The organism is Agreia sp. VKM Ac-1783 (assembly GCF_900177765.1).
GTDB lineage: Bacteria > Actinomycetota > Actinomycetes > Actinomycetales > Microbacteriaceae > Agreia.
Genome location: NZ_FXWI01000001.1, coordinates 694,398 through 716,628 on the forward strand (window position 1 = coordinate 694,398; position 22,231 = coordinate 716,628).

General features: G+C 66.4%; 20 protein-coding genes. 15 read left to right on the forward strand and 5 right to left on the reverse strand.

What is annotated here, in order from left to right; genetic code table 11:
• Positions 1 to 28 precede the first annotated feature (28 nt).
• From CCK87_RS03275 to CCK87_RS03300, 6 genes are read left to right on the forward strand one after another with little or no spacing between them, the layout of a single operon-like run.
• Positions 29 to 970, forward strand: coding sequence for an ABC transporter permease (locus CCK87_RS03275; RefSeq protein ID WP_086460038.1), 942 nt, complete (start codon positions 29 to 31; stop codon positions 968 to 970).
• Positions 967 to 2,823, forward strand: coding sequence for a dipeptide/oligopeptide/nickel ABC transporter permease/ATP-binding protein (locus CCK87_RS03280; RefSeq protein ID WP_086460039.1), 1,857 nt, complete (start codon positions 967 to 969; stop codon positions 2,821 to 2,823). The genes CCK87_RS03275 and CCK87_RS03280 overlap by 4 nt, the downstream gene beginning before the upstream one ends.
• On the forward strand, positions 2,820 to 3,704 hold the full coding sequence (locus CCK87_RS03285; protein WP_086460040.1) for an ATP-binding cassette domain-containing protein: 885 nt from the start codon (positions 2,820 to 2,822) through the stop codon (positions 3,702 to 3,704). The genes CCK87_RS03280 and CCK87_RS03285 overlap by 4 nt, the downstream gene beginning before the upstream one ends.
• Positions 3,701 to 5,254 carry a carboxylesterase/lipase family protein gene (locus tag CCK87_RS03290; RefSeq protein WP_086460041.1) on the forward strand — a complete coding sequence of 518 codons (1,554 nt, stop codon included), beginning with the start codon at positions 3,701 to 3,703 and terminating at the stop codon, positions 5,252 to 5,254. The genes CCK87_RS03285 and CCK87_RS03290 overlap by 4 nt, the downstream gene beginning before the upstream one ends.
• Positions 5,251 to 6,474, forward strand: a complete 1,224-nt coding sequence (locus tag CCK87_RS03295) for a CoA transferase (protein ID WP_086460042.1) — start codon at positions 5,251 to 5,253, stop codon at positions 6,472 to 6,474. Before CCK87_RS03290 ends, CCK87_RS03295 begins: the two co-directional genes overlap by 4 nt.
• Positions 6,471 to 7,961, forward strand: a complete 1,491-nt coding sequence (locus tag CCK87_RS03300) for a carboxyl transferase domain-containing protein (RefSeq protein ID WP_086460043.1) — start codon at positions 6,471 to 6,473, stop codon at positions 7,959 to 7,961. The genes CCK87_RS03295 and CCK87_RS03300 overlap by 4 nt, the downstream gene beginning before the upstream one ends.
• Here the strand turns inward: CCK87_RS03300 and cofD are convergent.
• Together cofD and CCK87_RS03310 are read right to left on the reverse strand one after the other, a co-directional pair.
• Positions 7,958 to 8,959, reverse strand: a complete 1,002-nt coding sequence (cofD, locus tag CCK87_RS03305; protein WP_086460044.1) for a 2-phospho-L-lactate transferase — start codon at positions 8,957 to 8,959, stop codon at positions 7,958 to 7,960. The two genes, CCK87_RS03300 and cofD, sit on opposite strands and share 4 nt — an antisense overlap.
• Before the next feature lie 40 nt (positions 8,960 to 8,999).
• Positions 9,000 to 10,337: an aminotransferase class I/II-fold pyridoxal phosphate-dependent enzyme gene (locus CCK87_RS03310; protein ID WP_086460045.1), complete on the reverse strand. Its 1,338-nt coding sequence runs from the start codon at positions 10,335 to 10,337 to the stop codon at positions 9,000 to 9,002.
• Between the two features lie 138 nt (positions 10,338 to 10,475).
• Here CCK87_RS03310 and CCK87_RS03315 point away from each other — a divergent pair, with 138 nt between their 5' ends.
• The 9 genes from CCK87_RS03315 (at position 10,476) to CCK87_RS03355 (ending at position 19,983) form a co-directional block, all read left to right on the forward strand.
• Positions 10,476 to 11,324 carry a nitrilase-related carbon-nitrogen hydrolase gene (locus CCK87_RS03315; protein WP_086460046.1) on the forward strand — a complete coding sequence of 283 codons (849 nt, stop codon included), beginning with the start codon at positions 10,476 to 10,478 and terminating at the stop codon, positions 11,322 to 11,324.
• A gap of 17 nt (positions 11,325 to 11,341) precedes the next feature.
• Positions 11,342 to 12,763, forward strand: a complete 1,422-nt coding sequence (gene hydA, locus CCK87_RS03320; RefSeq protein ID WP_086460047.1) for a dihydropyrimidinase — start codon at positions 11,342 to 11,344, stop codon at positions 12,761 to 12,763.
• A gap of 8 nt (positions 12,764 to 12,771) precedes the next feature.
• Complete coding sequence (locus CCK87_RS03325) at positions 12,772 to 13,788, forward strand: TIGR03842 family LLM class F420-dependent oxidoreductase (RefSeq protein WP_086460048.1); 1,017 nt, start codon at positions 12,772 to 12,774, stop codon at positions 13,786 to 13,788.
• The gene (locus CCK87_RS03330) at positions 13,785 to 14,669 is read left to right on the forward strand and encodes an ABC transporter permease subunit (RefSeq protein ID WP_086460049.1); all 885 of its coding nucleotides are present in this window, start codon (positions 13,785 to 13,787) and stop codon (positions 14,667 to 14,669) included. The genes CCK87_RS03325 and CCK87_RS03330 overlap by 4 nt, the downstream gene beginning before the upstream one ends.
• A complete protein-coding gene (locus CCK87_RS03335) occupies positions 14,666 to 15,523 on the forward strand; it encodes an ABC transporter ATP-binding protein (RefSeq protein ID WP_086460050.1) in 858 nt (285 codons plus the stop codon). Before CCK87_RS03330 ends, CCK87_RS03335 begins: the two co-directional genes overlap by 4 nt.
• Positions 15,520 to 16,299: an ABC transporter permease subunit gene (locus CCK87_RS03340; protein ID WP_086460051.1), complete on the forward strand. Its 780-nt coding sequence runs from the start codon at positions 15,520 to 15,522 to the stop codon at positions 16,297 to 16,299. The genes CCK87_RS03335 and CCK87_RS03340 overlap by 4 nt, the downstream gene beginning before the upstream one ends.
• A 58-nt stretch (positions 16,300 to 16,357) precedes the next feature.
• Positions 16,358 to 17,506: an ABC transporter substrate-binding protein gene (locus CCK87_RS03345; RefSeq protein ID WP_086460052.1), complete on the forward strand. Its 1,149-nt coding sequence runs from the start codon at positions 16,358 to 16,360 to the stop codon at positions 17,504 to 17,506.
• A gap of 145 nt (positions 17,507 to 17,651) precedes the next feature.
• Positions 17,652 to 18,977, forward strand: coding sequence for an aspartate aminotransferase family protein (locus CCK87_RS03350; protein WP_086460053.1), 1,326 nt, complete (start codon positions 17,652 to 17,654; stop codon positions 18,975 to 18,977).
• A gap of 70 nt (positions 18,978 to 19,047) precedes the next feature.
• Positions 19,048 to 19,983 (forward strand): LysR family transcriptional regulator, encoded by a 936-nt coding sequence (locus CCK87_RS03355; RefSeq protein ID WP_086460054.1) that lies wholly within the window; start codon positions 19,048 to 19,050, stop codon positions 19,981 to 19,983.
• Between the two features lie 21 nt (positions 19,984 to 20,004).
• On the opposite strand, the gene CCK87_RS03360 is transcribed toward CCK87_RS03355, so the two are convergent.
• Genes CCK87_RS03360 through CCK87_RS03370 form a run of 3 tightly spaced genes read right to left on the reverse strand, consistent with a single transcriptional unit; the run spans position 20,005 to position 22,075 of the window.
• On the reverse strand, positions 20,005 to 20,796 hold the full coding sequence (locus CCK87_RS03360) for a hypothetical protein (RefSeq protein ID WP_086460055.1): 792 nt from the start codon (positions 20,794 to 20,796) through the stop codon (positions 20,005 to 20,007).
• Entirely contained in the window at positions 20,793 to 21,698 is a 906-nt protein-coding gene (locus CCK87_RS03365; protein ID WP_086460056.1) for an ABC transporter ATP-binding protein, read from the reverse strand. The genes CCK87_RS03360 and CCK87_RS03365 overlap by 4 nt, the downstream gene beginning before the upstream one ends.
• A complete protein-coding gene (locus CCK87_RS03370; RefSeq protein WP_170927122.1) occupies positions 21,695 to 22,075 on the reverse strand; it encodes a GntR family transcriptional regulator in 381 nt (126 codons plus the stop codon). The genes CCK87_RS03365 and CCK87_RS03370 overlap by 4 nt, the downstream gene beginning before the upstream one ends.
• Positions 22,076 to 22,231 lie beyond the last annotated feature (156 nt).

Here is a 22,231-nt window from a genome sequence, read left to right on the forward strand (position 1 = left end):
CCATCACCTTCGAGGAAGAAGAGAGACCATGGCGATTTTCCTGCTTCGCCGGCTCGGCGCGGCCGTTGTACTCGTGTTCGTGATCGCGACCATGACGTTTCTGCTCATGAGCATGACCGGCGGCGACCCCGCCCGAAACATCCTGGGCGACGGGGCGACCGTCGAGCAGGTCGCAGCGAAGTCTGCCGAGCTCGGGCTCGATCAGCCTCTCGCGGTGCGCTACGTCGACTGGCTCGGCGCCGCGATCACAGGCGACTTCGGCAGATCCTGGTTCACCAATGAGCCCGTGATGACGTCTCTCGCCAACAAGTTCCCCGTCTCGCTCTCGGTCGTGGTCACGGCGATTCTGGTGACCGCGCTCCTGAGCGCCGTTCTGGGTGTGACGGCGGCTGTGAAGCGAGGCTGGATCGACCGCTTCGTTCAGATGTTCGCCGTGCTCGGCTTCGCACTGCCCAACTTCTGGGTGGCGCTGATCCTCGTGACCGTGTTCGCGGTCAATCTGAAGATCCTCCCGGCCACAGGGTTCGTTCCCTTCGCCACCGACCCCGTTCGCTGGCTCCTCGGGCTGATCCTCCCGGTGGGAGCTCTCGTCGTCGGTACCATCGCCTCAACGGCGCAACAGGTGCGAGGCGCCACCATCGACGTGCTGCGGCAGGACTATGTACGCACGCTCCGCAGTCGGGGAATCAGCCACCGTTCCCTGCTCTTCAGGCACGTCCTGCGCAACGCCGCACCTCCTGCGCTCACTGTTCTGTCTCTGCAGTTCGTCGGACTGCTGGGCGGCGCCATCATCATCGAGAAGATCTTCGCGCTGCCGGGCATCGGCAGCCTGGCCGTCAACGCGACGCTGCAGGGAGATCTGCCTCAGATTCTCGGGTTGGTCGTCGTCATGGTCGTTCTCGTCGTCATCGTCAACCTGGTCATCGACTTGCTGACCGGGTGGCTCAATCCAAAGGCGCGTGTCTCATGAGTGAAGCATTGATTCCGGCAGGCGCGGTCGTCGCCGTTGCCGCCACGGGCCGTCAAAAGCTGTACCGACGCGTCTTGAAGAATCCCATGGCGGTCGTCTCTCTCGTCATCCTCGCCTTGGTCGTGCTGAGCGCCGTATTCGCCGGCCAGATCACCGGCTGGGATCCGGGCCGGGCCGACCTCAACGACGCCTTGGCGCCGCCGTTCGGCGAGCATCTGCTCGGTGCGGATGCGTCGGGGCGCGACGTTCTCGCCCGTCTCTTCTTCGGCGCCCGGGTGAGTCTCATCGGCGCGCTCATCGCTCTCGCGACCGCACTGGCTATCGGAATCCCCACGGGGCTGATCGCCGGATACTTCCAGGGCTGGTTCGATTCGCTCTCGAGCTGGTTCGCGAGCCTCCTGATGGCGATGCCCGGACTCATCGTCGTTCTCGCGCTGATCTCGGTGATCGGCCCGGGCATGGTCGGGGTCATGGTGACCTTCGGAGCGCTTCTCTCGCCCGGTGTCTTCCGGCTGACCCGCTCCGGCGTCGTCTCGGTGCGCCGCGAGCTCTACATCGATGCGGCCAAGGTCTCGGGGCTCAGCGACTACCGGATCATCTCGCGCCACGTCCTCGGCGTGATCCGCGCGCCCCTGGTGATCCAGGCATCCATGATCGCGGGAATCGCCATCGTGCTTCAGGCCGGTCTCGAGTTTCTCGGTGTGGGCGACTCGTCGACCGCGAGTTGGGGTCAGATGCTGAGCGAGGCGTTCTCGAACATCTACGTCGCTCCCACCATGATTCTCTGGCCAGGCCTGATCATCGGCCTCACCGTCGGATCGCTCGCGATCTTCGGCGCGGCGCTGCGCGACACCGTGCAGGGCGCGGAACCCGTCAGGAGAGTTCGACGCCGCAAGCCGTCGAGCGTGGAGGACACCGCGACGCGCCGCCTCGACCTGAGTACGGCTGCGACCGCGGCCGTCGTCTCGCCCCGAAACGGAGGTCAGGAGGACCTCGAGCCGAACGACGCGCTACTCGTGGTGCGCGATCTCCAGGTCGGGTATCCGCAGCCCGATGGAAGCACGACCATCGTCGTCGACGGAGTCTCTCTGCACGTCGATCGCGGCGAGGTGCTCGGACTGGTCGGCGAGTCAGGCTCGGGTAAGTCGCAGACCGCCTTCTCGATCCTCGGCCTCCTGCCCGATACGGGGGCGATTATCGGCGGATCCATCTCGTTCGCCGGGCGCACCATCGCATCGGCCGACGGGGCGGCGCACGGAGCCGCCGCGCTCAGAGGTCGTCAGTTCGGGTACATCCCTCAAGAACCCATGTCGAACCTCGATCCGAGCTTCACCCTCGGATTCCAGCTCGTGGAGCCGATGAGGCAGATCCTCGGACTGAGCCGCCCCGCGGCGAAGGCCAAGGCCCTCGAACTGCTCGATCGCGTCGGCATCGCCGATCCTCGTCGAACATTCGACGCCTACCCGCACGAGGTCTCGGGCGGAATGGCGCAGCGGGTGCTCATCGCCGGCGCCGTCGCCTGCGATCCCGAACTGCTGATCGCCGACGAGCCCACGACCGCTCTCGATGTGACCGTGCAGGCCGAGGTTCTCGACCTTCTGCGCGGACTGCAGCGCGAGCGCAGCATGGGAATGATCATGGTGACGCACAACTTCGGTGTCTTGGCCGATATCTGCGACCGAGTGGCTGTGATGCAGGCCGGGCGGCTGGTCGAGCAGGCCGACGCGCTCGAGCTGTTCGACGATCCGCACAACCCCTATACCCGGATGCTGCTCTCCTCGACTCTCGAGAACACCGAGCCGCGATCCGCGCGCAGCGCCCAACCCGTTTCATCGAGAGGAACAGCACGATGACCGACGTCGCGAGTGTCGCGGAGCAGCCGCTTCTGACCATCAGCGGGCTCGAGGTCGAGTTCCCTGTCAAAGGGTGGCGCCGTGCGCCGTTCAAGGCTCTCAAGGGTGTCTCGCTCGACATCCTTCCCGGAGAGACCATGGGCCTCGTGGGCGAGTCGGGCTCGGGCAAGACGACCATCGGCCGCGCGGTGCTCGGGCTCGCACCGATCACGGGCGGCTCGATCACCTTCGACGGGCGAGACACCACTCGCCTGTCTCGTGCGGCTCGGAGGGCACTGAGCGCAGACATCCAGGTCGTATTCCAAGACCCGTATACATCGCTCAACCCGGCGATGACCATCGGCGACATTCTCGCCGAACCTCTTCTCACGTCGGGAATCGCTCGAGTCGCAGCCCGAGACCGTATTCGCGAGCTCCTCGACTTGGTCAACCTGCCGTCGGATGCCGCGGATCGTCTGCCGCGCGAGTTCTCTGGCGGCCAACGGCAGCGCGTCGCGATCGCCAGGGCTCTCGCGCTGCGCCCTCGTCTCGTCGTCTGCGACGAGCCTGTCTCGGCGCTCGACCTGTCGACGCAGGCTCGGGTGCTCGACCTGTTCATCGACATCCAGGAGAAGACCGGCGTGGCGTACCTCTTCGTCTCGCACGACCTGAGCGTCGTTCGGCACATCAGCCACCGCGTCGCGGTGATGTATCGCGGCGAGATCGTCGAGACGGGTGACGCCGCCACCGTGACGGGTGCGCCCGAACATCCCTACACCCAGCGACTTCTGATGGCCGCTCCGGTTCCCCACCCGACCCGGCAGGCGGCGCGCCGCTCCGAGCGTCATGCTCTTCTCGCATCCCAGCAGGTATCGGATGCGGCCCGAGAGACCGTTCGATGAGGCTGGTTCTCGCGTCGGGCGTGGTTCAGGGTTCGACGTCGCTCACCAAGCGCGCCGATGTCCAGTGCTACCTCGGTATCCCGTTCGCCGCGTCGCCCGTCGGAGAGTTGCGCTTCCGGCCTCCGCAGCCCGTGGCGCCGTGGGACGGCGAGCTCGAAGCGAAGAAATTCGGGCCGGCTGCACCGCAGAATCCTGACCCGTTCATGACGGCGAACGACTACTTTCAGCCGCTGAGCTCAGAGGAGGACTGCCTCAATCTCAATGTATGGACTCCGCGGGCTGATGCCCGGGCGCGCCCTGTCATGGTCTGGATCCACGGCGGTGGCTACATCGGCGGCTCCAACTCGAGCGGCCTCAACAACGGAGCAGAGCTCGCTGCCACCTTCGACGTCGTCGTGGTCTCGATCAACTACAGGCTGGGTGCGCTGGGCTACTTGCAGCTGGGACACCTGCTCGGCGAGGAGTACGCCGATGCCGGCAACCTCGGGGTTCTCGATCAGATCGCGGCCCTCGAATGGGTGCGCGACAACATCGCCGCCTTCGGTGGCGATCCGCAGTGCGTGACCGTCTTCGGCGAATCGGCCGGCGGCGCAGCCGTCGCGACACTGCTCGGCACGCCCCGGGCGGAAGGCCTCTTCCACCGCGCGATCGTGCAGAGCGGAACGGCCGAGCGCGCTCGCAGTCTGCCGGAGTCGGAGGCGATAACGGCGGCCTTCCTCGATGCGGCGGGCATGACCGAGCAGACCGCGTCGCGACTCCTCGACATGCCACTGGAAGAGGTGCTCGTCGCCCAACAGCGATTCGCCGACTCCTTCGCCCGCGGCGTCGTCGGCCTCGCCCTGCCGTTCCAACCGACGATCGACGGCAGAGTGCTGACTGAACTGCCCCTGGATGCCGTGGCCCGCGGCGTCAACGGCGGCGTGCCCCTGCTGGTGGGCACGAACCGCAACGAGACCTCGTTCTTCACCGAACCGATGTCGGGCGATGGGGACTCTGCTGAAGCGACGGAATCGAAGCTCGCGGCGGTCTTCGCCGAGGAGCTCTCGGCGGAGACCGGGGACCGTGCCGACTATGAGGCGGTTCTCACCGACGAGCTCGGCCGTGAACCGCGCGACCGGCAGGTGCTCGAGTCGCTCCTGACCGACAGGCTCTACCGTCAGCCGACGAACCGCCTTCTCGCCGCGCGCGCGTCGAGCACCGCCGAGACGTATGCGTATCTGTTCACGTGGGAGACCCCTCTGTTCGACGGTCGGCTCGGCGCCTGTCACGTTCTCGACGTTCCTTTCGTCTTTCGCCAGCTCCACAGAATCGAGGCGGTATCGCTCGTCGGTGAGCATCCGCCGCAGCAGCTCTCAGACTGGATGAGCGCGATCTGGGTGCGCTTCGCGGATACGGGTGTGCCGACTTCGGCAGCTCTGCCCGAGTGGGCGCCGTACGAGCCGGATGCGCGGTCGACCATGGAGCTGAACACTCGGCCGAGGCTGCTGAGCGACCCTCTTGCCGGCCTACGCCGATTCTGGCTGGAGATGGCGGAGGTGAGTGCCTCATGACTCTCGAGAACGTGGCGGACGAGGAGGATGAATCGACCGGTGCTCTCGCGGGCACCCTCGTCGTCGACCTCAGCAGAGCGCTGGCCGGTCCGCACGCGGGCATGATGCTCGGCGATCTCGGTGCGCGGGTGGTCAAGATCGAGGCTGTGGGCTCGGGAGACGAGACCCGGCGTTGGGGTCCGCCCTTCGTGGGACCGGAGACCGATCTGCAGTCGAGCTACTTTCTGTCGTGCAATCGCAACAAGGAGTCGCTCGCGCTCGACCTGAAGTCGGCGGCCGACATCCAGATTCTCACGGCGCTTCTCGAGCGCGCCGACGTGGTGATCGAGAACTTCCGCACCGGGGTGATGGACAGGCTCGGCCTCTCGATGACCCGGCTGCACGAGATCAATCCCCGGCTGGTCATCCTCTCGATCACCGGGTTCGGCCACGACGGTCCCGAGGCGGGCCGCGCGGGCTACGACCAGATCGTCCAGGGCGAAGCCGGCCTCATGTCGATCACCGGATCCGGCCCCGACGATCCCCAGCGAGTGGGTGTTCCGATCGCAGATCTGCTGTCGGGAATGTACGGCGCCTACGGGGTCGTCGCTGCGCTGCTGGAGCGCACCGTCACCGGCGTCGGCACCGTCGTGCGCACCTCCCTGCTCTCCGCCGTCGTCGGCGTGCACGCCTTTCAAGGCACGCGGGTGACGGTCGCCGACGAGGTTCCCGAGGCCCAGGGCAATCACCACCCGTCGATCGCGCCCTACGGGCTGTTCGGATGCGCAGACGGCGCCGTGCAGATCAGCGTCGGCAACGAGTCGCTCTGGCGCCGTCTCTGCGAGCGGTTCGGTATCGACAGCGCCGACCCGCTCTTGGCGGACAACGCCCAACGCGTGCGTCACCGTCGACACACGATCGAGGTGGTCGAACGGGCGTTCGCGGGTTTCGATGCGGCCGAGCTGCTGACGGCGCTCGCAGAAGCAGGCATCCCCGCGGGCACTGTGCGCAGCCTCGACGAGGTCTATCGGTGGGATCAGGCGATCTCGCAGGGGCTGCTGCTCGAGGTCGATCATCCGACGCTCGGACCTATCGAGCTTCCCGGGCCACCCATCCGCTTCTTCGCGACCGACGGTCAGAGCGAGCGCGAGACGACCAAGCGCCGGCACCGACCGCCGCCTTTGCTCGACGAGCACGGTGCGTCTATTCGAGAATGGCTGGGGGAGGGCACACAGAGATGACCGCACCACGCACGAGCGCGACCGCGCTGATCTCTCTTCTGACGGATGCGGGCAGTTTTCGCTCGTGGGACGTGGCGCCGATCGATGTGACACCCGACGAGACGTATCGAGCCGAGCTGGCCCGGGCGCGGGAACGCTCCGGCGTCGACGAGTCGGTCCTCACCGGCGAAGGGCGGATCCGCGGACGCCGGGTCGCGATCGTCGCGTGCGAGTTCGGCTTTCTCGGCGGCTCGATCGGGTTGGCCGCCGCCGAGCGGCTCGTTCTCGCCATCGAGCGCGCCACACTCGAAGGGCTGCCCATACTCGCGGGCCCCGCCTCGGGCGGAACCCGCATGCAGGAGGGAACCCTCGCGTTCCTGTCGATGGTGAAGATCTCGGCTGCCGTCTCCCGACACAAGGCCGCGGGTCTGCCCTACCTCGTCTACCTGCGGCATCCCACCACGGGCGGGGTGTTCGCCTCGTGGGGTTCGCTCGGCAATGTCACGATCGCCGAGCCGAACGCGCTGATCGGGTTTCTCGGCCCTCGCGTGTACGAGGCCATCTACGGCGAGGCCTTTCCCGAGGGCGTGCAGACCTCGGAGAACCTCTACCGCAACGGGCTCATCGACGGGATCGCGAGCCCCGCGCAGCTGCCCGAACTCGTCGCGCGGGTGCTCACCGTGCTCGACCGCTCCGCGTCTGCCTCAGTGCCGGAGCCGGAGCGCTGGGACGGCGTGGACGGCGACACGTGGGACTCGGTCCTGCTGTCGCGGCGTATCGAGCGTCCCGGCATCCGAGCGCTGCTGCACCACGGCGCTCGGCATGTGGTGCCCCTGAACGGCACCGGTCAGGGCGAGCGCGACCTCGGGCTGGTGCTCGCTCTGGCGAAGTTCGGGTCGAGGTCGTGCGTGGTCATGGGGCAGGACAGGCAGGCGCAGCGGGCTCGAACGCCGCTCGGCCCGGCGGCGCTGCGCGAGGCGCGGCGAGGCATGCGGCTGGCGACGGATCTGCGGCTTCCACTGGTCACGGTCATCGACACCCCGGGCGCCGCCCTCTCGACCGAGGCCGAGGAGGGCGGTCTGGCGGGCGAGATCGCGCGTTGCCTGGCCGAACTCGTGATGCATCCCGGGCAGACCATCTCTGTGATCCTCGGCGAGGGAACGGGCGGCGGTGCCCTCGCTCTTCTGCCGGCCGACCGCACGCTCGCCGGTCGGCACGCGTGGCTCTCGCCACTTCCGCCCGAGGGAGCCAGCGCGATCGTTCATCGCGACATCACCCACGCGCCACAGATGGCTGCGGCCCAGGGCATCGGCGCAGCCGCGTTGCTCGCGGACGGCATCGTCGACTGGGTCGTTCCCGAGCTGCCGGATGCCGCGGACGAGCCCGCGAAATTCTGCGCGCGAGTCTCGTCGACTCTCGAGTACTTTTTGGCGGAGCTCCACGAGCAGAGTTCTGGCCCACGTCTCGAGGCCAGGCTCACTCGATATCGGCGCCTCGGGCTCTCCTAGACTCCGAGCTCGCGTGCCGTCTTCAGGGCCGCAGCGGCGAGCACTCCGCTGACCTCGTCGTCGTGCATCCAGAGCGGCACGGGTCGCGAGCGGATTCCCGCTCCGTGCAGGGCAGGAACGGCCCCGGCATCGGTCGAGTCGACGAGCCACGCGTCGAGGATGCCGCCGTTGGTGCGCGCGCCGTAGTGCAGCCCGACGGCCTCGGCGGTGACTCCGACGCCGATCGCTGTAAGGCAGGCGGCGGCCATGCCTCGGACGGCGGAGCCATCGATGATGGGGGAGACGCCGACGACGGGTGCTCGTGTCGCGGCGATGGCCTCTCGAACGCCGGGGATATCGAGGGTCGTGCCGATCGAGACGACCGGGTTCGACGGTGCGATCAGCACCACGTCTGCGTCGAGGATGGCGGCACGCGCCTCGGGCGTGATGTTCGCCTCCTCGACGCCGCGCTGCACGAAGCCCCGCGTCGGCAGATTGGCGCGATGCTTCACCCACCACTCCTCGAAGTGGATCTCGGTATCGACGCCGTCGTCGGTGACCGACACGAAAGTGGGCACGTCGGCGTCGGTCACCGGCAGCAGCCGCACGCCGATCGACGGCCACCGAGACTGGATGCGCTCGGTCGCCTCGGTCAGTCGAAGCCCCTCGCGCAGAAAGTGCGAGCGGGCGATGTGCGTGCCGAGGTCGAGGTCACCCAGGGTGAACCAGGGCCACCCCACGCCGAAAGCGGTGAGCTCGGCGCTCACACGCTCGGATTCGCCAGCCCTGCCCCAGCCACGCGCCTCGTCGTTCGCGCCGGCGAGCGAGTACATGATGGAGTCGAGGTCGGGGCACACCTTCAAACCGGCGAGCCAGACGTCGTCGCCGGTGTTGACGATCGCGCTCACCTCGTCGGTGTGGCCACCCTCGCCGTCGGGATGAATGATGGACAGATGATGGCGGAGTCCCCGCAGGAACTTGGCCCCGCCGACACCTCCCGCGAGTACGGCGATCTTCACCCGTCGAGTTTATCGCCGCCGCAGCCGCGTTCGAAGCCCATCACATGGCGAGGGCGGCAGCGGCAAGGAGGGCGCCGATCTGGTCGAAGTCGTCGCGGATGCGACCCGCCGTGATGCGGATGAACTGCTCACTCTCGAGGGGAACCGCGTAGAACGAGCTTCCGGCGGCCACCTTGATTCCCGATGCGGCGAGCGACAGGATCGCCGCCTTCTCGTCACGCACCCGGAGCCACGTGTTGATGCCATCCGAGGGCGAATGCGCGGCGCCCGCGCGAACGAGCGCCTCCGAGAGGGCGCGCTGCCGGGCGTGATACACCCGCCTGGCCTCGGAGATCTGGGTGACGCTCGGCGATGCGGTGAGCAATTGGTAGAGGATCGTCTGCAGCATGCGAGAGGTCCACCCGGGGCCGACCATGCGCCTCGCGACCACCCGATCGATGATGGCGGTCGGTCCGCCCAGCGCTCCGATGCGCAGATCGGGGCCGTGCGACTTCGCGAAGCTGCGCACATGCAGCGTGCGGTGCGGAAACCACTGACCGAGGCTGAAGGCAGGCCCCGTCGTGATCTCGCCCGAGTGATCGTCTTCGATGATTACGGGGTCAGAGACGTGCGACTTGGCCCGAATGACGCGCGCGAGTTCTCGCGTCCGTTCTTCGGTCAGCGAAACGCCGGTGGGGTTCTGCGCTCGCGGCTGGATGATGATGGCAGCCGGATTGAGATCGAGTGCCGCGGAGAGCAGCTCGGGCCTCATGCCCTCGGAGTCGATGGCCACGGGGATCGCCTCGACCCCGAGCTGTTCGAGCAGATCGAAGAAGGCGGGGAATCCAGGGCTCTCGACGACGACCCTGTCTCCGTAACGCACGATCGCCTCGAGCGACCGGCTGATCGCATCCAGGGCCCCGTCGAGAATCGTGAGGCTCGCGGGCACGAAGGGCCAGGATGCGCGCAGCTGCTTCTCGAGGTCGGGCAGCACACGCATGTCGAGGTAGCTCGCCGTGTCTGCTCGGGTGGGGACATGACCGAGCGCGAGCGCGAGATCGGGAAGCAGCAGCGGGTCGGGCGTTCCCGTCGACAGGTCGAGCCTCGCCACGACGTGCGAGCCGGCCAGCTCGCCGAAATGCGGTGGCATCCAGGCTGTCGAGGCCTCGAGCACGTAACTGCCGGCCCGTCCGCGCGAGGTGATGAGGCCCACCTTAGAGAGAGCCTGCCACGCGTTGCTCACCGTTGCCGGGCTCACGCCGAGCGCCGCCGCCACGTCACGCACCGTCGGTAGGCGTTCTCCCGATCGCAGTGCGCCGCCTCGAATCAGACGAGAGATGGCTGAGGCTATTCCCTCGGGCGTCTTCGTCTCGACGGCGTCGGTGATGGTGTCGAGCACTCCGGCCGTCCTTTCGTGGTGCGGTCGGCTCTTGACTTATTTACGCCGACGTCACAATCTGAAATCTAAGAGAAATGTTCAACCCCGACAATAACAAAACGGGGTTCGAGCGGAAATGCTCAGCGAGAGGACGATGCAATGACGGTAGTACGCGCAGCACTCACTCAGGCGACTTGGACCGGCGACAAGGAGTCGATGATCGCCAAGCACGAGCAGTTCGCGCGAGACGCGGCGGCTCAAGGCGCACAGATCATCTGCTTTCAGGAGCTGTTCTACGGTCCCTACTTCGGGATCATCCAGGATGCGAAGTACTACGACTACGCCGAAGCGGCCGACGGCCCGATCGTGCAGAGGTTCCAGGCGCTGGCCAAGGAGCTCTCGATGGTCATGGTGCTGCCCATCTACGAAGAGGAGCAGCCCGGCGTTCTCTACAACACCGCGGTCGTCGTCGACGCCGACGGCACCGTGCGCGGCAAGTACCGCAAGCACCACATCCCCAACCTGCAGCAGTTCTGGGAGAAGTTCTACTTCCGCCCCGGCAACCTGGGCTACCCGGTGTTCGACACCGCCGTCGGCAAGGTCGGCGTCTACATCTGCTACGACCGCCACTTCCCCGAGGGCTGGCGCGAACTCGGCCTGAACGGCGCACAGATCGTCTTCAACCCGTCGGCCACGAAGCCCGGCCTCTCGAACCGCCTCTGGGAGCTCGAGCAGCCCGCGGCCGCGGCGGCGAACCAGTACTACATCGGCGCGAACAATCGCATCGGCACCGAGACCGAGGAGTTCGGCGACGACGCCGTCACCTTCTACGGCAGCTCGTACTTCGTCGACCCGCGTGGCAACTACGTCGGCGACGTCGCCTCCACCGACACCGAGGAGATCGTCGTGCGCGACCTCGACCTCGAGGTCTTGCGCGAGGTGCGCAACTCGTGGCAGTTCTATCGTGATCGCCGCCCCGACTCCTACGTGGCGACGGTCGCGCCGTAACGGGAAGGGCGACAGACATGGCAACGACGCTGATCACCGGCGGAACGGTCGTCTCCTCGACCGGCCGCGCCCGCGCAGATGTGCTCATCGACGGCGAGACGATCGCCGCGGTCCTCGAGCCCGGCTCCGTGCTTCTCGGCACCGACCTCACGTCGGCCGTCGACACGGTCATCGACGCCACGGGCAAGTACGTGATTCCGGGCGGCATCGACGCCCACACCCATATGCAGATGCCGTTCGGCGGAACCGAGGCATCCGACACGTTCGAGACCGGAACCCGGGCAGCGGCTTGGGGCGGAACGACCACGATCGTCGACTTCGCGATCCAGTCGTACGGCGAGAAGGTCCAGGATGGCCTGGTGGCGTGGCACGAGAAGGCGGCCGGCAACTGCGCCATCGACTACGGCTTCCACCAGATCATCGGCGATGTCAACGAGGAGTCCTTGCGGGCGATGGACGGCCTCCTCGACGAGGGCGTCTCGAGCTTCAAGCTCTTCATGGCCTACCCCGGCGTCTTTCTCAGCAACGACGGTCAGATCCTTCAGGCCATGCAGAAGTCGGCGGCCACCGGGCTCATGACGATGATGCACGCCGAGAACGGATCGGCCATCGATGTTTTCGCGCAGCAGCTGGTGAAAGACGGCTACACCGAGCCCTACTACCACGGCGTCTCGCGACCGTGGCAGATGGAGGAGGAGGCCACGCACCGCGCGATCATGCTGGCGAACCTCACGGGTGCGCCGCTCTACGTGGTGCACGTCTCCGCGAAGCAGGCGGTCGGCCAGATCGCCACGGCCCGCGACAACGGCCAGAACGTCTACGGCGAGACCTGCCCGCAGTACCTCTATCTCTCGCTCGAAGACAATCTGGGCGCGGAGGGGTTCGAGGGCGCCAAGTGGGTGTGCTCGACGCCGCTGCGCTCCAAGCACGAGCACCACCAGGATCAGCTCTGGCAGGCGCTCCGCACCAATGACATCCAGATGGTCTCGACCGACCACTGCCCCTTCTGCATGAAGGGCCAGAAGGAGCTGGGCGTGGGCAACTTCACCAAGATCCCCAACGGAATCGGCTCGGTCGAGCACCGCATGGATCTGCTCTATCAAGGTGTCGTCAACGGCCACATCTCGCTGGAGCGCTGGGTCGAGATCACCTCGACCACACCCGCCCGCATGTTCGGCATGTACGGCAAGAAGGGCGTCATCCAGCCCGGAGCGGACGCCGACATCCTCGTCTACGACCCGAACGGCCACACGTCGATCGGCTACGAGAAGACGCACCACATGAACCTCGACTACTCCGCCTACGAGGGCTACGAGATCGACGGTCACGTCGACACCGTCCTCTCGCGAGGAAAAGTCGTGGTCGACGACAATCAGTACCTCGGCGCCAAGGGCGACGGCAGGTTCATCAAGCGCGGCCTCTCGCAGTACCTCATCTAAGGGACCCAATGGAATTCGGCGCAGTACTTCAGACCAACCCGCCCGCCTCTCGCACGGTGCATCTCGCGAAGCTGGCCGAGCAGCACGGCTTCGAATACGTGTGGACATTCGACTCGCACCTGCTCTGGCAGGAGCCCTACGTGATCTACAGCCAGATCTTGAACGAGACCCACCGGGTCAAGGTCGGTCCGATGGTCACAAATCCGGCTACGCGCGACTGGACAGTCACGGCATCGCTCTACGCCACGCTCAACGAGATGTACGGCAACCGCACCATCATGGGCATCGGCCGGGGCGACTCGGCGGTGCGCGTCACCAACGGTGCTCCGACCACCCTCAAGGCGCTGCGCGAGTCCATCCATGTCATCCGTGAGCTGGCCAATTCCCGGCCCGTGGAATACAACGGCGCGGAGCTGCGGTTTCCGTGGAGCGTCGGCAGCGAGCTGGATGTCTGGGTCGCCGCATACGGTCCGCTCGCCTTGAAACTCACGGGCGAGGTCGGCGACGGCTTCATCCTGCAGCTGGCCGATCTCGACATCGCCGAGTGGATGATCAAGACCGTCCGTGCGGCGGCGGAGAACGTCGGCCGCGATCCCGACGAGATCGCGTTCTGCGTCGCGGCTCCGATGTACATCGGCGACGACTGGCAGCACATGCGCGACCAGTGCCGATGGTTCGGCGGCATGGTGGGCAATCACGTGGCCGACATCGTGTCGAAATACGGCTCCGACTCGTCTGTGCCCGCGGCCCTCACCGACTACATCAAAGACCGGGAGGGCTACGACTACAACGAGCACGGCCGTGCGGGCAACAGCCACACGGCCTTCGTGCCCGACGAGATCGTCGACCGGTTCTGCCTGCTGGGCACCGCCGACGACCACATCGAGAAGCTCAAGAAGTTGAAGGACATCGGCGTCACCCAGTTCGCGGGCTACCTGCAGCACGACAACAAAGAGGAGACCCTCCGCGTGTACGGCGAGACCGTGATCCCCGCGCTCAAAGAGCACATCACGGCCAAGGCATGACCCGAACCGGCTCCCCGCTCGGCCGCCGAGTGCTCTTCGGAGTACTCGGGGTCGTCGTGCTGGCGGCTGTCTGGGAGCTATACAAGGCGCTCGGCCCGGCGACCGGAGTGGTGCTGGGTGACCTCACCGTGCTTCCGCGTACGAGCGACTTGGCGATGCCCCATGTCTGGGACATGGTCGCCCGGCTGTTCCGGCCCGTTCGCTCGTCTGGCGACGACGAGATGATGTGGCAGGCCGTGCTGCAGGCGTCGTTCTTCAGCCTCGGCGTCGCCGCCGTCGGCTGGCTCGTCGGCGTCGTAGTGGGCATGCTGCTCGCCATCCTCATGCAACGGTTCCGCACAGCCGAATCGGCGCTTCTCCCGTGGATCGTCCTCAGCCAGACGGTTCCGCTCATCGCCATCGCACCGCTGGTCAAGCGATGGGGATCGCAGATCGAGATCGGATCGTTCAGCTGGGAGAACTGGATGTCGGTAGCCCTGATCGCCTCGTATCTCGCCTTCTTCCCCGTCTCGATCGGCGCCCTGCGCGGCCTCGAATCTCCCGATGTGAATCACGTCGAGCTGATGCGCACCTACTCCGTCGGGTGGAGGGCGACTCTCATCAGGCTCCGCCTGCCGGCGAGCGTGCCCTATCTGCTCCCCGCGTTGCGCCTCGCGGCCGCCAACGCCGTGATCGGCACCGTCGTGGCAGAGGTCTCGATCGGACTGCGCGGCGGCATCGGACGCATGATCGTCGAGTACGCCGCGGCAGCCGGAGGAGATCCGGCCAAACCGTGGGCGCCCATCTTCGGAGCCGTCGTCGTCGGCCTCCTGGCCGCGGGCGTCGTCGCCCTGATCGGCCTCGCCCTCACCCGCTACCGTCGAGGAGAGACCCCCGCATGAGCACCGCACCGTCTGAACAGGGCCAGCCCGTCGCATCCACCGGCACTGCGGCCGTCTCGGTGGCCGGGGTCAGCAAGGTGTTCGCCTCACGCAAGGGCGCGGATGTGACGGCGCTCGAAGCCGTCGACCTCACGATCGCGCCGGGCGAGTTCGTCTCACTCATCGGCCCGTCCGGATGCGGAAAGTCGACGCTGCTGCGACTCATCGCCGACCTCGACTCGCCGACGAGCGGCTCGATAGAGGTGTTCGGCAAGACGGCGAGGCAGGCGCGCATCGACCAGGCCTACGGCATCGCCTTTCAGCAGGCGGGTCTGCTGCCCTGGAGGACGGTGCGCTCGAACATCGAGCTGCCGCTCGAACTGCACAGGGTCGGCAAACCAGCCCGCGCGGCACGCTCGTCGGAGTTGCTCGCGCTCGTCGGACTCTCCGACTTCGCCGACAAGTACCCCGACCAGCTCTCCGGCGGCATGCAGCAGCGGGTCGCGATCGCCCGTTCCCTCGCCGAGAGCCCCGGCCTGCTGCTCATGGACGAGCCGTTCGGTGCGCTCGATGAGATGACACGTGAGCGCATGCAGACCGAGCTCGTGCGTATCTGCGCAGAGACCGGCGCCGCCGTGGTCTTCGTCACCCACTCGATTCCCGAAGCCGTCTTCCTCTCGAACAGGGTGGTCGTGATGTCGCCCCGGCCCGGACGCATCCGAGACGTGATCGCTGTCGACCTCGGCCGAGCCGAGGGCCGAGGCGAAGGCCTGCGCGAGGCCGACAGCTTCTTCGAGGCCGTGGTGGCCGTGCGTGAGAGCCTGCACGGAGAACCCGCCGGTGCGCCCGCCGCACGAGGGGTCGATCAACGATGAAGCAGACCGCGTCGCTGCCACGCACGATCCTCGCGCCGGTCCTTCTCGGTGTGCTCGCGGTCGCGCTCTGGCAGCTGGCCGTGGTTGTCCTCGAGATCAAGCCGTTCGTTCTGCCCTCCCCGGTCTCGATCGCTACGGAGTTCTCATCGAGCGTCTCGAGCGTCTGGACGGCGAGCCTCGTGACGGGGGCGAACGCCCTGATCGGTCTGTTGATCGGTGCGATCGTGGGCATCATCGCGGCGATCATCGCCACCGTGCTGCCCATCACAGACGAGCTGAGTGCGCCACTCGTGGCAGCCGCGTCGGTGATTCCCATCGTGGCTCTGGCCCCCGTCTTCTACACGATGTTCGGAGCAGACAAAGAGACGGCGAGGCAGCTCGTCGCCGCGCTCGCCGTCTTCATCCCGGTGTACCTCAACACCCTGCGCGGGTTGCGTCAGGCCAGACCCGTGCACCGCGATCTGATGAGGGCGTACGGTGCCTCGGCCTGGCAAGCGACGCGTGCGGTGACCCTGCCCGGTGCCGTTCCGTTCCTGTTCATCGGGCTGCGCATCGCGTCGAGCCTGGCCGTGATCTCCGCCCTCATCGGAGAGTACTTCGGAGGCCCGATCGGCGGACTCGGCAAGTCGATCACCTCTGCCGCGGCCTCGAGCAACTACTCGCTCGCCTACGCCTACGTGCTCGGCGCGATCCTTCTCGGGCTCGTCTTCTACGTCGTGACGCTCGGCGTCGAAAAGCTCGTCTCTCCGCACCGCGCCTCTGCCTCGGCCCCCTAGAACGTCCGCCTCTTTCCGGCGGCCCTGCACCACCCAGCGCACCATCACAGGAGGAACAATGAAACACAGCAAACGCCTCATTGTCACCGGCGCCATCGCGGCAGTCTCGGCGCTCGCACTCGCGGGCTGCAGTTCGAGCGGCTCCGACGACTCCACAGATTCCGCGAGCGGAGACCTCACGCCGGTGACTCTGCAGCTGCAGTGGTTCGCCCAAGCGCAGTTCGCGGGCTACTACGCGGCGCTCGACCAGGGGTACTACAAAGACGAGGGTCTCGACGTGACGATCCTCGAGGGCGGCGCAGACATCGTGCCGCAGGACGTGCTGTCGGGCGGAGACGCCGACTACGCGATCTCGTGGGTGCCCAAGGTGCTGGGCTCGATCGAGCAGGGCGCGGAGATCACCGACGTGGCGCAGATCTTCGAGCGCAGCGCCACCACGCAGATCTCGATGAAAGACAAGAACATCACGACGGCCGCCGATCTGAAGGGAAAGAAGGTCGGCAGCTGGGGCTACGGCAACGAGTGGGAGCTCTTCGCCGGCATGCAGAAAGCCGACGTCGCGCCCGATGACATCTCGCTCGTGCAGCAGGCATTCGATATGAACGGCTTCCTCGCCGGTGATATCGACGCCGCTCAGGCCATGACCTACAACGAGTACGCGCAGGTTCTCGAGTCTGAGAACCCGGCGACGGGAAAGCTCTTCACCCCCGACGACCTCAACGTGATCGACTGGAACAAGGAGGGCACGGCGATGCTCCAGGACGCGATCTGGGCCGACTCGGCCAAGCTCGCCGATGACGACGCCTACGCCGACCAGACCGTCAAGTTCATCAAGGCGTCGATCAAGGGATGGATCTACGCGAAGGACAACCCGGAGAAGGCTGCGGCCATCGTGACCGCCGCGGGCTCCACGCTCGGTGAGAGCCACCAGCTGTGGATGACCAACGAGGTCAACAAGCTGATCTGGCCGTCGACCTCGGGCGGCATCGGCATGATCGACGAGGATGCCTGGAAGCAGACCGTCGACATCGCCATGGGAACCAAGAATGAGACCGGCGCAACCGTTATCTCGGCCGAGCCGCCGGCATCCGCTCACACCAACGAGTACGTCGAAAAGGCGCTGGCCGAGTTGAAAGACGAGGGCGTCGACACCGAAGGTGCCGACTTCACACCCATCGACGTCACCTTGAAAGCCGGCGGCGAGTAACGCGCATTCAACATCACGGACTGCTTCGCTGATCGAGTAGCCCGCGCGACGAAGGAGCCGGGCGTATCGAGATCAACACGATCTCGATACGCTCGTTCCTCGCTACTCGATCAGCGCACCTTCCATAGAAAGAACAGGCACCACCGTGATTCCCACCTCTGACGACGGCAAGCGCGCGTACGACCTCGACCGGGCCTACGTCTTCCACTCATGGTCGGCGCAGGCCGCCCTCGACCCCATGGTCATCGCCGGCGGATCCGGCACCCGAGTCTGGGATCACGACGGCAACGAATTCCTAGACTTCTCGAGTCAACTCGTCAACGTGAACATCGGCCACCAGCATCCCGCGGTGCGCGACGCGATCAAGGCGCAGGCCGACGTGCTGACCACCGTCGCGCCCGCCCACGCCAACCTGGCACGCGGCGAGGCGGCCCGTCGCATCCTGGATCGTGCGGGGGCGGGCTTCAGCAAGGTCTTCTTCACGAACGGCGGCGCGGACGCGAATGAGAACGCGATCCGCATGGCCCGGCTCTACACCGGGCGCGACAAGGTGCTGTCGATGTACCGCTCGTATCACGGCAACACCGGTGCTGCTGTGGTGGCGACGGGGGACTGGCGCCGCGTGCCGAACGAATACGCCCGGGGGCATGTGCACTTCTTCGGGCCGTTCTCGTATCGCTCGGAGTTCTGGAGCAGCAGCCCGGCCGAGGAGAGCGAGCGGGCCCTGCACCACCTGCGCCGTGTCATCCAGAGCGAGGGTGCTGCGTCGATCGCCGCCATTCTGATCGAGACGATCCCGGGAACGGCGGGTGTGCTCGTGCCGCCGCCCGGATATCTCGCGGGGGTGAGGGCGCTCGCCGACGAGTTCGGCATCGTGCTGATCTTCGACGAGGTCATGGCGGGCTTCGGTCGCACCGGTGACTGGTTCGCGTTCCAGTCGCTGGCGGAGGACGGCGCCACTGTCGTGCCCGACCTCATCACCTTCGCCAAGGGAGTCAACTCGGGGTACGTGCCGGTCGGCGGCGTGATCATCTCGCCGGCGATCGCGGCCGCGTTCGACGAGACGGTTTTCCCCGGCGGGCTCACCTATTCAGGGCATCCGCTCGCCATGGCCTCGATCGTGGGGGCGCTCGACGCCATGGAGACCGAGGGCATCGTCGCGAACGCCAAGCGTGTGGGGGCCGATGTCATCGGACCGGGGCTGCGCGCGCTGCAGGCCAAGCATCCGTCGATCATCGGCGAGGTGCGCGGCCTCGGCGTCTTCTGGGCGCTCGACCTCGTCGCCGATCCCGAGACGCGCGAGCCGGTGGCGCCGTCGGTGATCGGCGCGCTCAAGAAGGCTCTGTTGTCGCTCGGGCTGCTGCCGTTCTTCGCCGACAACAGGCTGCACGTGGTGCCGCCCTGCGTGGTGACCGACGAGGAGGTGGCTCGGGCGCTCGATCTCTACGACCAGGCGTTCTCGAGCCTCTGACGACGAACCGTGTACCGTACGTGAAGAGTTCGGGCCTTACTCCTTAGTTCGGCTTCTAGACTGTCGAACTATGGACGTCGGACGACTCAATCTGCTGCGCGAACTCGCAGAGCGCGGCAGCATCACCGAGGTGGCGAAGGCCACCCACCGCACCGCGTCGGGCATCTCGCAGCAGCTGCGCAAGCTCGAGTCGGAGGCGGGGCTTCCTCTGACCGAGAAGGTGGGCCGTGGCATTGCTCTGACCGACGCGGGCAGGGCCCTGGCGCGCAGTGCGACCGACGTGGCCATCGCGCTCGAGAAGGCCGAAGCCGTGTGGGACGAGTTCCGCAACGACCCCACGGGCACGGTGTCGCTCGCGACGTTCCCGACGGCGGGGCAGATGCTGCTGCCGGGAATGCTCAAGCGCGTGGCAGAGACCGGCGGGCTCACTGTCCACTGCTCCGACCGAGACCCGGAGTCTGAGGGTTTTCCTTCGCTCACGAGCGATTTCGACATCGTGCTCGCGCACTCGCCGAAGCCGGCGGCCTTCTGGAACGACAAGAACCTGCTCGCCGTGCCGTTGATGACGGAGCCGCTCGATATCGCGCTTCCGCCGGGGCATCGGCTCGCCGACAAGGACTTCCTGGTGCCTTCCGATCTCATCGGCGAGCAGTGGATCGGGGTGCCCTGGGGCTACCCCTTCGAGCGCACACTCAACGACATCTTCGAGGCGGCCGGAGTGCCGGTGAGCTTCTTTCAGCGCTTCGGCGACACCCGGGTGACCGAGGCGCTGGTCGCCGCGGGCCTCGGCGTCGCGGTTCTTCCCTGCTACACGGCGGCAGGCGCCTACCGCGACCGCATCGTGCTCAAGAACCTGCAGGGCGTCGTCGCCGAGCGGCACATCGCTATCCTGATGCGGCCCGACCGAGCCGAACGCCTGGCCGTGCGCACCGTGGTCGATGCGCTGCGCGCCGAAGCGGCCGCCGTGGTCGAGGCGAACAAGCACCGCAACCCGCCGGCCGCTTAGCTGCGGCTGTGTGGCCTCCCGTCAGTTCTTCGGCGTGGCCCTGCGCAGAATGAAGTAGCCCGTGATGGCGGCGATGACCGTGGGCACGAGGCTCCAGGCGATCACACCCGACGGACCGTTCGAGTCGAACCAGGCACCCACGGAGGGCCAGCTGTTCGTGAACGACACCAGCGCGATGCCGGCGATCATCACGAGACCGAGTGTTCCGAAGACCACGAGCATTCCGTTGTTACGCCACCGCTGGTAGATGGTCGCGATCGTGGCTCCGACGAAATAGAAGAACAGATACGAGGCGAAGTAGAGCCCGAATCGCTCGATCCATGACGCGTCCGCGCCGCCGAAGTAGAAGCTGGCGAACATGGTGCCGCCCAGCCCCCATCCGTGGGTGGCGACTTCGATCGAGGCCAGAACGGTCAGGCACGCGCTGAAGAATGCCGAGAGCGCGATAAAGGTGAGCGCGCTGCCCAGCCAGAAGTCGCGCCTTGTCACGCTGAATCCGAGAGCGAAGGGGAACGTGTAGGCCACGGACTGGATGCCCAGCACGAGCATGTAGACGAAGATGTAGAAGAGGGCGCCGGAGTACTCGAGGCCATCTCTCGCGTCCATCCTGTCGGCCTCGTTGGAGACCGACGCGAAGATGATCCACCAGATCGCGACGTTCACCACGAAGATGCCCGCCATGATCATCCACGGCACAGCGAAGACGCTGTAGCGATTCACGAGGTGCAGCCGAACGACGGCGAGGATGTTCGAGGCTCTGCCGGGCCGGTCGATTCGCGCCTCGTCGAGGGCCGGTTGAGTGAGGTTGCTCATGCGCTCTGCTCCAATACTGTCTGGCTGCTGCTTGTCCGGCTGCTTCCGGTCAGGCGCACGACGAGTTGCTGCAGCGACACGGGCGACAGCTCGAGGCCCATCTCGGTGGCGCGTGCGCGATCTTGCGGTGTGAGGCGTCCGACGGTCACCGAGGCGAGGCCGCCGATGCCCTCTCGATGCAGCACCTCGCGGCCGACGACGAACGAGTCGACGCCCTGCCTCGTGCCGACCACGGTCGTTGCTGACCCGCGCAGGGTCTCCGCGTCTTGGTCGATGAGCAGCTTGCCCTCGTCGATCACGAGAACATGCTCGAGAAGGTTGCTCACCTCGTCGATGAGGTGCGTCGAGAGGATGACGGTGCGTGGATGCTCGCCGAAGTCCTCGAGGAGGCGATCGTAGAAGGTCTGCCGAGCCACGGCATCCAGACCCAGATACGGCTCGTCGAAGAACGTCAGCGGGGCGCGGGATGCCAGCCCCACGATGACGCCGATGGCTGACAGTTGGCCGCGCGACAGCTTCTTGATGCGGCGGTTCAGTGGCAGCCGGAAGTCGGCGATGAGGCGGTCGGCGAGGTCGGCGTCCCAGTTGGGGAAGAACCAGGGCGCGCTGGTGAACACGTGCCGGGGCTTGAAGTCGTCGGGGTAGCGCTGACTCTCTTTGATGAAGCACACGTTCTTCAGCACACCCGAGTTCTCGACCGGGTGCTCGCCGAAAATGCGGATCTCGCCGCGGGTGGCGAAGTCCTGACCGGTCAGCAGCTGCATGAGCGTGGTCTTGCCCGCGCCGTTGCGGCCGAGCAGGCCGTGGATCGTGTTCTTCTGCACGCTGAAGCTCACGTCGTCGACGGCGGTCGTGTCGCCGAAGCGGCGGGTGAGGTGCGATACCTCTACTACTGCACTCATGCTGTGCCTTCCTTTCTGATCATGTCGATCAACTGCGTTTCGCCGATGCCGAGTTTCTCTGCCTCGACCATCAGCGGTGCGATGAATTCGTTCTGGAACTGGTCTCGGCGCTTGGCCACCAGTCGGTCTCGGGCGCCGGATGCGACGAACATGCCGATGCCGCGCTTCTTGTAGAGGATGCCGTCGTCGACGAGCACATTGACTCCCTTGCCTGCGGTTGCGGGGTTGATGCGATGGAATGCGGCGAACTCGTTCGTCGATGGAACCTGCGACTCTTCGGGAAGGGCGCCGGCGATGATGTCGTTCTCGATCAGTTCGGCGATCTGCACGAAGATCGGTCGAGAGTCATCCACGACGCGTCCCCTTCGTTGGTTCATTACTCATGTAACTAACCAACCAGGCGGCACGGATTCTGTCAACACTTTCTTTTCCATGCCCGACTGGGTCGACATCAGCCTCGCCGGTCGAGTAGGCCGCCTGCGGCCGTATCGAGACCACGCCGAGGCGATCTCGATACGCCGACTCGTTCCTCG

What these genes read in the sequence shown, in the direction of transcription:
- CCK87_RS03275 (WP_086460038.1), top strand. Translation starts at nt 29, where the DNA reads ATGGCGATTTTCCTGCTTCGCCGGCTCGGCGCGGCCGTTGTACTCGTG.
- CCK87_RS03280 (WP_086460039.1), top strand. Translation starts at nt 967, where the DNA reads ATGAGTGAAGCATTGATTCCGGCAGGCGCGGTCGTCGCCGTTGCCGCC.
- CCK87_RS03285 (WP_086460040.1), top strand. Translation starts at nt 2,820, where the DNA reads ATGACCGACGTCGCGAGTGTCGCGGAGCAGCCGCTTCTGACCATCAGC.
- CCK87_RS03290 (WP_086460041.1), top strand. Translation starts at nt 3,701, where the DNA reads ATGAGGCTGGTTCTCGCGTCGGGCGTGGTTCAGGGTTCGACGTCGCTC.
- CCK87_RS03295 (WP_086460042.1), top strand. Translation starts at nt 5,251, where the DNA reads ATGACTCTCGAGAACGTGGCGGACGAGGAGGATGAATCGACCGGTGCT.
- CCK87_RS03300 (WP_086460043.1), top strand. Translation starts at nt 6,471, where the DNA reads ATGACCGCACCACGCACGAGCGCGACCGCGCTGATCTCTCTTCTGACG.
- CCK87_RS03315 (WP_086460046.1), top strand. Translation starts at nt 10,476, where the DNA reads ATGACGGTAGTACGCGCAGCACTCACTCAGGCGACTTGGACCGGCGAC.
- hydA (WP_086460047.1), top strand. Translation starts at nt 11,342, where the DNA reads ATGGCAACGACGCTGATCACCGGCGGAACGGTCGTCTCCTCGACCGGC.
- CCK87_RS03325 (WP_086460048.1), top strand. Translation starts at nt 12,772, where the DNA reads ATGGAATTCGGCGCAGTACTTCAGACCAACCCGCCCGCCTCTCGCACG.
- CCK87_RS03330 (WP_086460049.1), top strand. Translation starts at nt 13,785, where the DNA reads ATGACCCGAACCGGCTCCCCGCTCGGCCGCCGAGTGCTCTTCGGAGTA.
- CCK87_RS03335 (WP_086460050.1), top strand. Translation starts at nt 14,666, where the DNA reads ATGAGCACCGCACCGTCTGAACAGGGCCAGCCCGTCGCATCCACCGGC.
- CCK87_RS03340 (WP_086460051.1), top strand. Translation starts at nt 15,520, where the DNA reads ATGAAGCAGACCGCGTCGCTGCCACGCACGATCCTCGCGCCGGTCCTT.
- CCK87_RS03345 (WP_086460052.1), top strand. Translation starts at nt 16,358, where the DNA reads ATGAAACACAGCAAACGCCTCATTGTCACCGGCGCCATCGCGGCAGTC.
- CCK87_RS03355 (WP_086460054.1), top strand. Translation starts at nt 19,048, where the DNA reads ATGGACGTCGGACGACTCAATCTGCTGCGCGAACTCGCAGAGCGCGGC.
- CCK87_RS03360 (WP_086460055.1), bottom strand. Translation starts at nt 20,796, where the DNA reads ATGAGCAACCTCACTCAACCGGCCCTCGACGAGGCGCGAATCGACCGG.
- CCK87_RS03365 (WP_086460056.1), bottom strand. Translation starts at nt 21,698, where the DNA reads ATGAGTGCAGTAGTAGAGGTATCGCACCTCACCCGCCGCTTCGGCGAC.
- CCK87_RS03370 (WP_170927122.1), bottom strand. Translation starts at nt 22,075, where the DNA reads ATGAACCAACGAAGGGGACGCGTCGTGGATGACTCTCGACCGATCTTC.